Source organism: Propioniciclava sp., from assembly GCF_029977985.1.
Classification (GTDB): Bacteria; Actinomycetota; Actinomycetes; order Propionibacteriales; family Propionibacteriaceae; genus Propioniciclava.
Genome location: NZ_JARKOT010000071.1, coordinates 1 through 7,913 on the forward strand (window position 1 = coordinate 1; position 7,913 = coordinate 7,913).

The following is a 7,913-nucleotide window of genomic DNA, read 5'->3' on the forward strand; positions in this document are numbered from 1 at the left end:
CAGCTGGTGAACCAGGTGAAGGTGACCAATCCGACCGACACGGTGATTCTGCAGGTGTCCGCGTCCGCATCGACCCCCGAGGCCGCCCGCGACCTCGCCGAAGTATGGCTTCGGGGCATGATCGCCCAGGTCGAGAAGATCGAGTCCGTCGACGGCAAGACCCGCCGGTCACCGTGATCCCCGGCGACTCCGCCCGGTTGCCCACGGCGCCCAGTTCGCCCAACGCGAAGCTCAACCTGGCCCTCGGCGCGCTGATCGGCCTGCTGCTCGGTGTGGGCTACGCCGTGGTCCGTGACCGGATGGACCGGCACATTCGCTCCGCCGAGGGCGTGGAGGCCGCCACCGGGGTGTCCGTGGTGGGTTCGCTGCCGCTGGAACCGAAGCTGGCGAAGGGGCCCCGGCTGTTGCCCCCGCCCGGAACGATGGGGCAGCGCGGCGAGTGGACGGCGCTCACCGAGACTTTCCGCGGCCTGCGCACCAACCTGCAGTACATGAGCGTGGACGACCCGCCGCGAGCGATCGTCGTGACCAGCCCGCTGCCCGGTGACGGCAAGTCGTTCACCGCGGCGAACCTCGCGATCACCATTGCGGCCTCCGGCCAGCCGGTGGTGCTCGTCGACGGCGACCTGCGCCGCCCGCGGATCGCGTCCCTGTTCGGGCTGCCCGAGGGCGCGGGGCTCTCCGACGTGCTCGCCGGACGGGCCGAGGCGAGCGACGTGCTGCAACCCGCCCACGACACCGGGAACCTGATGGTGCTCGGCGCGGGCCCGGTGCCGCCGAACCCCAGCGAGATCCTCGGCTCCGAGCGCATGCGGCACCTGGTGCAGGAACTCTCGGCGACGGCTCTGGTGATCGTCGATTCGCCACCCCTGCTCCCGGTCACCGACGCCGCCGTGCTCAGCACCCGCACCGACGGTGCGCTGGTCGTTGTGAGCACGGGCAAGACCACCTACGAGGTGCTCGAGCACGCGCTCGACCTGCTCGACAAGGCCAACGGACACCCGCTCGGCATCGTGCTGAACCGCGTGCCCACCTCGGGGGCCGGTGCCGCGCATTACGGGTACCAGTACAGCGGCGACTACTACCGCCCCACGCCGAAGCGCGTCACAACCGAGGAGACTGCGGCATGCTGATTGGCATCGAGGAATCGGACGCGTCACGCGTGCGCTGAATCGTCCGCTTCCGGACTGAGCTGGACGTAACCCGCGTTGACGAGTCCCTCCAGGAGCGTCCGCACATCGTCCGCGATGACGGTCGCCTCGGTGGCATACGCCGCGGCGAGGTCGTCCAGCAGGTCCTGCTCGGCGACCCAGGGCCTCGGGTCGTCCCCTTCGCCCGCCAGCGCGTGCCAGACCGAGGCGGCCGTGCCGAGCAGCGCCCGCGGTGACTCCGCGGGGGCGGCGAGGTTCAGCACGACCACCCGTTCCGCGCTGCTGAGCACGAAGGCGGCGTCGTCGCTGATCCGCCACCATGCGTTCGAGTTCACGCGCCGAGGCCTGCGGTGGCGCGCCGAACCGACTCTCCAGGGCATCGGGCCAGAGCGTCCAGGTGGATGCCGTTCAGGGCGAGATCGACGATCGCCGCTCCCATCGCGCTCAGCCGCACCAGGCCTGCTCCCTCAACAAGTAGCACCAGCGCTTCGTTTTCGCGCTCCAGTCGGTCGGCGAACGGCCGTGTGCGTACCCTCATGACACAGGCCCGATCAGGTCCGCCGCCAGACCTCGTAGTGACTCCGCCTCCGCGTAGCGGACCCGCAGCACCGGCTCCGTTGCTTCGATCAGCTCAGCGCACCAACGCAGCCCGGTCGGCAGCGCGTACAGCGCAGAGGTCTGCGGGGCGAGCGCGGTGATCGCGTCCAGCAGGTCGAGTTCGACGATGTCGGGATTGTCGCCGTGGCCGTCCTGGCGATCGAGCAACACCAGACGCGCCACCTGGGCCTCGGCCGGCGCCCGTGCCAGGCCGAGCTCGTCGGGGGAGTGCTCCTGCTTCGGTCCGGCGCCTTTTGGGGGCACACAGCGACACAGGATTGAGGTAGGGCAGCACGCGGTGGTCGGCGTCGATCCCCACCGTCTCGTCGGTCAGGTAGCCGTAGTGCTGCGCCAGCACCCGGGTGAGCGTGGTCTTGCCCGTGCCGCCCTCGGCCACGTACACCAGACTGCGACCAGTTGTCGGGTGGCACACCGCACCGGCGTGCAGCATCAGCAGCCGTCCGGTCTGCGCACCGATCAGGGCGTGCGTCACCTGCTGGGTGATACCGGGCGGCAGTTGGGTGGGCTACGCCCATCACCGTGTGGATCCGGACCGGCTCACCCGCCGGGCCCTGCGGCGCGTCCACACAGCGAGACCACGCCTGCGCGAGGAGGTCGCGCAGCTCGCCGGCCCGCGGGCCGGCGATCTCGACCCGCGCCCGCGCGCCGATTCCGCCGATGACCAGCGACGTCATCGTCTCGGGCGCCGGGGTGTCGACGGGCAGTCCGGCATGCAGCGGATTGTAGGGCGACGCGGACGATTGCGCCCGGCCTCCACCAATGGCGCGCGTGCACTGCATGCCGAATTTCTTCCGTATACTGAGCAGGCTCCCTCACAGACAACGGAAAGCTCGCCATGGAACTGACCGACTACCTCAGGATCCTGCGCAAGTACTGGGTCAGCGTGGTCGCGGTATTCCTCGTCGGAATCGCGGTGGCTGCCGCAGCCACGCTGGCGATGAAGCCGGTGTACACCGCGTCCACCGCGATCTTCCTCACCGTGCAGAGCGGCGACACCGCCGGTGAACTCAACTCGGGCTCGTCCTACGCTGAGAACCAGGTGCGGTCGTACGCCCAAGTGGTCACCTCGCCGATCGTGCTGCAGCCGGTGATCGACGAGCTGGGCCTCAACCTCACCCCGGCGAAGCTGGCTGACAAGGTCACCGCCACCGTGCCGACCAACACCGCCATCATCGGTATCGAGGTCACCGACAACGACCCGACGGTCGCCGCGACCATCGCCAACGCGATCGGTGCCCAGGTGACGACGATCGTCGAGTCGCTCTCGCCCCAGTCCGCCGACGGCACCAAGCGGGTCACGGCCACCATCATCGCCCCGGCCAGCGTGCCCACCGAGTGGACTTCGCCGCGCGTGCTGCTCAACCTCGCCCTCGGCGCCCTGGTCGGCCTGCTGCTGGGGTTCGGGCAGGCCGTGCTGCGCGCGCGGCTGGACACCAGCGTGGTCACGGAGGACGACGTGGCCGAGGTCACCGACCGCTCGGTGGTGGGCGTGATCGCCTTCGACGCCGGCGCCAGTGCGCACCCGCTGATCTTCGAGGCGGCGCCGCACTCGGTGCGGGCGGAGTCGTACCGGCGGCTGCGCACCAACCTGCAGTTCCTCGAGCTCGGCGAGCGCCGCAGCTCGGTCGTGGTCACCTCCTCGATCGCCGGTGAGGGCAAGACGACCACCGCGCTCAACCTCGCCAGTGCCCTGGCCGACGCCGGCCAGTCGGTGCTGCTGGTCGACGCGGATCTGCGCCGTCCCAGCCTGGCCAAGGTGCTCAACCTCGACGGCACCGTCGGGCTCACCGACGTGGTGATCGGACGGGCCACGCTCGCCCAGGTCACCCAGCCGATCGGACGCGGCAACCTGCACGTGCTCGTGTCAGGGCAGATCCCGCCCAACCCCTCGGAGCTGCTCGGCTCCCAGCAGATGCAGGCGGTGCTGGCCGAGGCCACCGACCGCTACGACATGGTGATCGTGGATTCCCCGCCGCTGCTGCCGGTGACAGACGCCGCCGTGCTGGCCCGGGAGTGTGGCGGCGCCCTGCTGGTGATCGGCAGCGGCACGCTGGCCCGGCCGCAGCTGGCCGGTGCGATCGACTCCCTCGAGGCGGTGGAGGCCGACCTGCTCGGGCTGGTCCTGAACCGCGTGCGCACCGACCGGCGGGGCGGCTACGGCTACCACCAGCACTACTACTACGAGCGCCAGTCCGACGCCGAGGCGCTGAAGGTCGACGAGTCGGTCAAGCGGCACAGCACCCGCTCGGTGCCGGTGAGCCCGGTGGACATCATCGAGAGCGCCCGGTGAGCCTGGGCGCTTCGCCTGACTCGATATCGTCCGAACCGGAGGCCCCGGTTCGGGTCCTGGCGGTGTGCACCGCCAACATCTCCCGCTCGCCGGCCGTGGAACGGCTGCTGCGCCTGCAGCTGGGTGACGCCGTGCACGCCGGCAGCGCCGGGGTGATGGCTCTTGTCGGAGAGCCGATCGACGCACCGGTGGCCGCGTGGCTCGGCGCTCGAGGCGCGGACGTGTCCGGGTTCGCCGCCCGCCAACTGGACGCCGCGATGGTGCGCGACGCCGATCTCGTGCTGGCGCTGACCCGTGCCCACCGTGGCCGCGTGCTCGACCTGGCGCCAGCGGCGGTGCGCCGCACGTTCACCCTGCGGGAGTTCGCCCGGGTACTGGCCTCCCTCGACTTCGCCGGGCTGCCCGAACACCTGCCGGTGGGGGATCGCCTGCGCGCGGTAATCCCGCTCGCGACCGCCGGACGGGCCCTGGCCCCGCGTCCTGACGAGGGCGGCGACGACGTGCCCGACCCGTACGGTCGCGGCGCCGCGGCGTACGCGCACTCGCTCGGCCTGATCGAGCAGGCCGTCGGGGTGATCTCGGGCGTCGTCACCTGCTGAGGGGGGGTGCGAGCGGAGTCGTCAGGCCGCGGTGAGCGCGGTCTGGACGGTATCGGCCCAGAGCATCGACCCGGCGGGAGTGGGGCTGCCGTCCGCCTCCACGAGCTGGGCACGTGGACGGGGGTCGTCGAGGAACGCGGAGTAGATGTCGACGGTGTCGAGATCGTTCTTCTTCGCCCACTTGGCCACGGCCTGTGTGGTGGCCTGCTGGGTGGCCTGGGTGGCGACCGGGTCCGGGTTCTGGATCATCACGATGATATCGGCGTCCGGGTTCTGCTCCAGCACCGCCTTGCGGATCGCGGTCAGGGCCGGGCCGATCTCGTCGGCGCTCTTGCGGTGGCCGTAGGAGAGGATCACGACGTCGGCGGGCTTCCACACCTCGGCCACCCGCCTCGGCTCGGTGGCCAGGTTCGGTGCGCTCAGGCTGGCGTTCCAGAACGTGGCGGAGGTGGCTCCGCCCTTGGGATTCGCCTTGCGCCACGTGCCGGCGCTGTTGTCCCAGGACCGGTAGGAGACGTCCCGCTTCTTGTGCACCTGACGTGCCCACAGGTACACCCACTCGTCGGTGGCGTCTCCGGAGCCGTCCCCGAGCACCATGATCGAGACCGGATCATCAGCGGCGAGGCGGTCGGCGAGTCCGGCGAGGCCTGTGGCCGTGGGCGTCGTGGTGGGGGTGGCCGTGGCGGTGGCCTCGGTCGTGCCGGACGCGATCGCGGTGGGGGTAGTGGTCGGGGTTTCGGTCGGCGTGGCCGTCGGGCTCGCCACCGGCGTCGCCGCGACTGGTGTCTGCCACTGACTGCGCACACCCGGAAGGGCCGCCAGCGAGAGCAGGGCCGCGACGATCGCGAGGACGACAAGACCGGCGATCTGGAGTTTCCTGCCCATGGCTCCCTATTCGCTCGTGCGTCCAGTCATGGTCATCGTAGCGGCGCGTCCGGGCCGACCAGCCGAGGCCAGCGGACGTCGCCGGGCAGTCTCAGAGGTTCGCCGCGACGCTGACCGACGCCAGGCCCGAACTCGTGAGCAGTGCTGTCGCGTGGTCTGGCGTCTGGGTGGGCGACACGGTGAAGCGGACCTTGCCCGAGGCCTCCGGGCGAAGCGTTATGGCCACGGTGTCTGTGCCGAGGAGGCTGCCGCCTGACCAGAGCTAAACCAGCAGGCTGCCGGTCACCGTCGTGGCTCCGCTCACCAGTACTTCGTAGGAGACGGTCACCTCCTGCTTCTTCTGGGAGGCGCTGAAGCTCGTGAACGACAGGTCGCGGTTGGGGCCGACGCCGCGAAAGCGGGTGTTGCTGTGGCCACGGCGATCACCGGTACCGACCAGGCGGCCGCACCGATCAGCGTGCGCCGACTGGGCCGTCCTTCCGGCGTGCGTGCAGGATCATTCACGCGGGACCCCTCCCGTTGCTCAGACTACTCCGACCAGGCTTAGCGGAAGCGCTCTCGTGATCCGGTGGCCTCCCGTGGACCTGGCCACGATCCGGGCGTTCTGGCGCATACAAGCGCGGCCATGGCTCAGGCCCCGTCCGCCGGCGGGTGGGCGGAACGGTGCCCGGGCGCCGCCGACTATGCTGGGGCAGCGTTCGGTCCGGGATCCCGGCGTTCGCAGGCACGACGGGTGGGGGAAGAACGTATGGTGAGGCGGGTCGACGCGGAGCACGTCGGCGACGCCTCCGCGGCCCCGCAGCCCGAAGCTCCTCGTCCGGCAGAGAAGCCGGCCAGGGCGGTGCAGAAGCCGCGGCGCCGGGTCTGGCGCGTACTCGGTCCGGTACTGGTCGTCGTCATCGGCCTGCTGGCCTGGGGTGGCTGGCAGTTGTGGCAGTTCGGCTCCGGCCTGCTCGGGCTCCGCGACGTCGCCGCGCAGGCCCAGCAGCACGTCCGGGCCGGTGACCTGGCCGCACTTCCCGGCGACGTGGATCGTGCCCGCGAACTCGCCGCCCGGGCGGACGCCGCGGCCGACGCCCCGGCCGTCGCTCTCGCTGCCCGGCTGCCCTGGATCGGCGACGACGTCACGGTGGCGCGCGAACTCGCCGGGGTCGCCGACGACCTCGGCGCCGCGACCACGAGCCTCGACCCACTGCTGGAGCGCTTCGCCGGCGGCGCGTCGCTGGACGTGTCCATGGCCCGGGACGTCCTCGACGACCTCGGGCCGGTGCGCACCGCGGCCGCTGCTGCTGCGACACGTCTCGACCAACTCGACCTCAGCGGCCTGGTGCTCCCGGTAGGCGACGACATCGCCCGGCTCCGGGAAGCACTCGGCAACGTGGGGCCGGCCGTCGACACGTTGTCGCCGTACCTGGACGCCGTGGCCATCCTCACCGCGCCGGGCGCCGAACACACCTGGTTCGTGGCCATGCAGAACCTGGGCGAGTCCCGCCCCTCGGGTGGCATGATCGGCAGTTGGCTCCTGATGCGCAGTCACGATGGCACTATCGAGGTGCTCAGGCAGGGGCTCAACAACGACCTCGACACCACACACAAGGTCGACTACTCGGCCTACCTCCCGGCCGGCTACAAACAGGTCTGGGGCGACAGCCTCGACAACTGGCGTTCATTCACTCTGTCACCCAACTTTCCCGACAACGCCCGCCTGCTGGCCCGCACCTGGAACGTTCGCGGCGAGGAGCACGCCGACGGTGTGTTGGCCCTCGGCCAGGGCAGCGTCCGCCTCCTCGCGGCGGCGACCGGGCCGGTGACGATCGACGGCCGGACGATCGCTGCGGCCGACCTGGCCGACTACCTGATGGTCGGGGTCTACCGGGACTATCCCGACGCGGCGCAGAAGGACGCCGTGGTCACCGAGATCATCGCGCAGGTGCTCGGCAGGATCTCCGCCGGCCAGTTCGACCTGCCCGGCCTCTTCGCGGCCGCGCTCGACGACCCGGGCGCCGACTACCTGCAGCTGTGGTCCTCCGACCGGGCCGTGCAGAAGCTGGTGAAGGCGGCCGGCCTGTCCGGCAAATTCGGCGACGACCCGGGGCCGATCGCGACGGTGCGGCTGGCCGACGGGGCGGCGAACAAGATGGACTCGTTCGTGCACCTGGGTGCCGACTACCGGCTGGGGGCGTGCACCGTGGACGACGGCGGCGTGACCACCCGCAACAGCACGTTCACCGTGACACTGCGCAACGCGGCCCCAGACGGGCTGCCCGACTACGTCACCGGCAAGGGCGAACTGCTCGACGGCCAGAAGCACCCCGTGGGCTCCACCCGCGACTTCGTGATCGTGTACACCCCTGTCCAGGCGACGGTCAC

Annotated in this window: 8 protein-coding genes; 4 read left to right on the forward strand and 4 right to left on the reverse strand. The window is 70.9% G+C overall.

Annotated elements, in window-relative coordinates:
- The first annotated feature begins 173 nt into the window (after positions 1-173).
- A complete protein-coding gene (locus tag Q1K57_RS04380) occupies positions 174-1,133 on the forward strand; it encodes a polysaccharide biosynthesis tyrosine autokinase (protein ID WP_300079387.1) in 960 nt (319 codons plus the stop codon).
- Between the two features lie 23 nt (positions 1,134-1,156).
- Here the strand turns inward: Q1K57_RS04380 and Q1K57_RS04385 are convergent, their stop codons facing one another.
- Both Q1K57_RS04385 and Q1K57_RS04390 read right to left on the reverse strand, forming a co-directional pair.
- Complete coding sequence (locus Q1K57_RS04385; protein WP_300079389.1) at positions 1,157-1,486, reverse strand: PqqD family peptide modification chaperone; 330 nt, start codon at positions 1,484-1,486, stop codon at positions 1,157-1,159.
- Positions 1,487-1,685: 199 nt separating this feature from the next.
- Positions 1,686-1,931, reverse strand: coding sequence for a hypothetical protein (locus Q1K57_RS04390; protein ID WP_300079392.1), 246 nt, complete (start codon positions 1,929-1,931; stop codon positions 1,686-1,688).
- A gap of 673 nt (positions 1,932-2,604) precedes the next feature.
- Here Q1K57_RS04390 and Q1K57_RS04395 point away from each other — a divergent pair.
- Both Q1K57_RS04395 and Q1K57_RS04400 read left to right on the forward strand, forming a co-directional pair.
- Positions 2,605-4,059 carry a polysaccharide biosynthesis tyrosine autokinase gene (locus Q1K57_RS04395; protein ID WP_300079394.1) on the forward strand — a complete coding sequence of 485 codons (1,455 nt, stop codon included), beginning with the start codon at positions 2,605-2,607 and terminating at the stop codon, positions 4,057-4,059.
- A gap of 62 nt (positions 4,060-4,121) precedes the next feature.
- Complete coding sequence (locus Q1K57_RS04400; RefSeq protein ID WP_300079396.1) at positions 4,122-4,658, forward strand: hypothetical protein; 537 nt, start codon at positions 4,122-4,124, stop codon at positions 4,656-4,658.
- A 21-nt stretch (positions 4,659-4,679) separates the two neighbouring features.
- Here Q1K57_RS04400 and Q1K57_RS04405 read toward each other — a convergent pair whose 3' ends face one another.
- Positions 4,680-5,543 carry an SGNH/GDSL hydrolase family protein gene (locus Q1K57_RS04405; RefSeq protein WP_300079399.1) on the reverse strand — a complete coding sequence of 288 codons (864 nt, stop codon included), beginning with the start codon at positions 5,541-5,543 and terminating at the stop codon, positions 4,680-4,682.
- Between the two features lie 91 nt (positions 5,544-5,634).
- Positions 5,635-5,769, reverse strand: coding sequence for a hypothetical protein (locus tag Q1K57_RS04410; protein WP_300079401.1), 135 nt, complete (start codon positions 5,767-5,769; stop codon positions 5,635-5,637).
- 525 nt (positions 5,770-6,294) lie between these two features.
- Between Q1K57_RS04410 and Q1K57_RS04415 the strand changes: the two genes are divergently transcribed.
- The coding region (locus tag Q1K57_RS04415) for a DUF4012 domain-containing protein (RefSeq protein WP_300079403.1) at positions 6,295-7,913 on the forward strand (1,619 nt) is incomplete at its 3' end.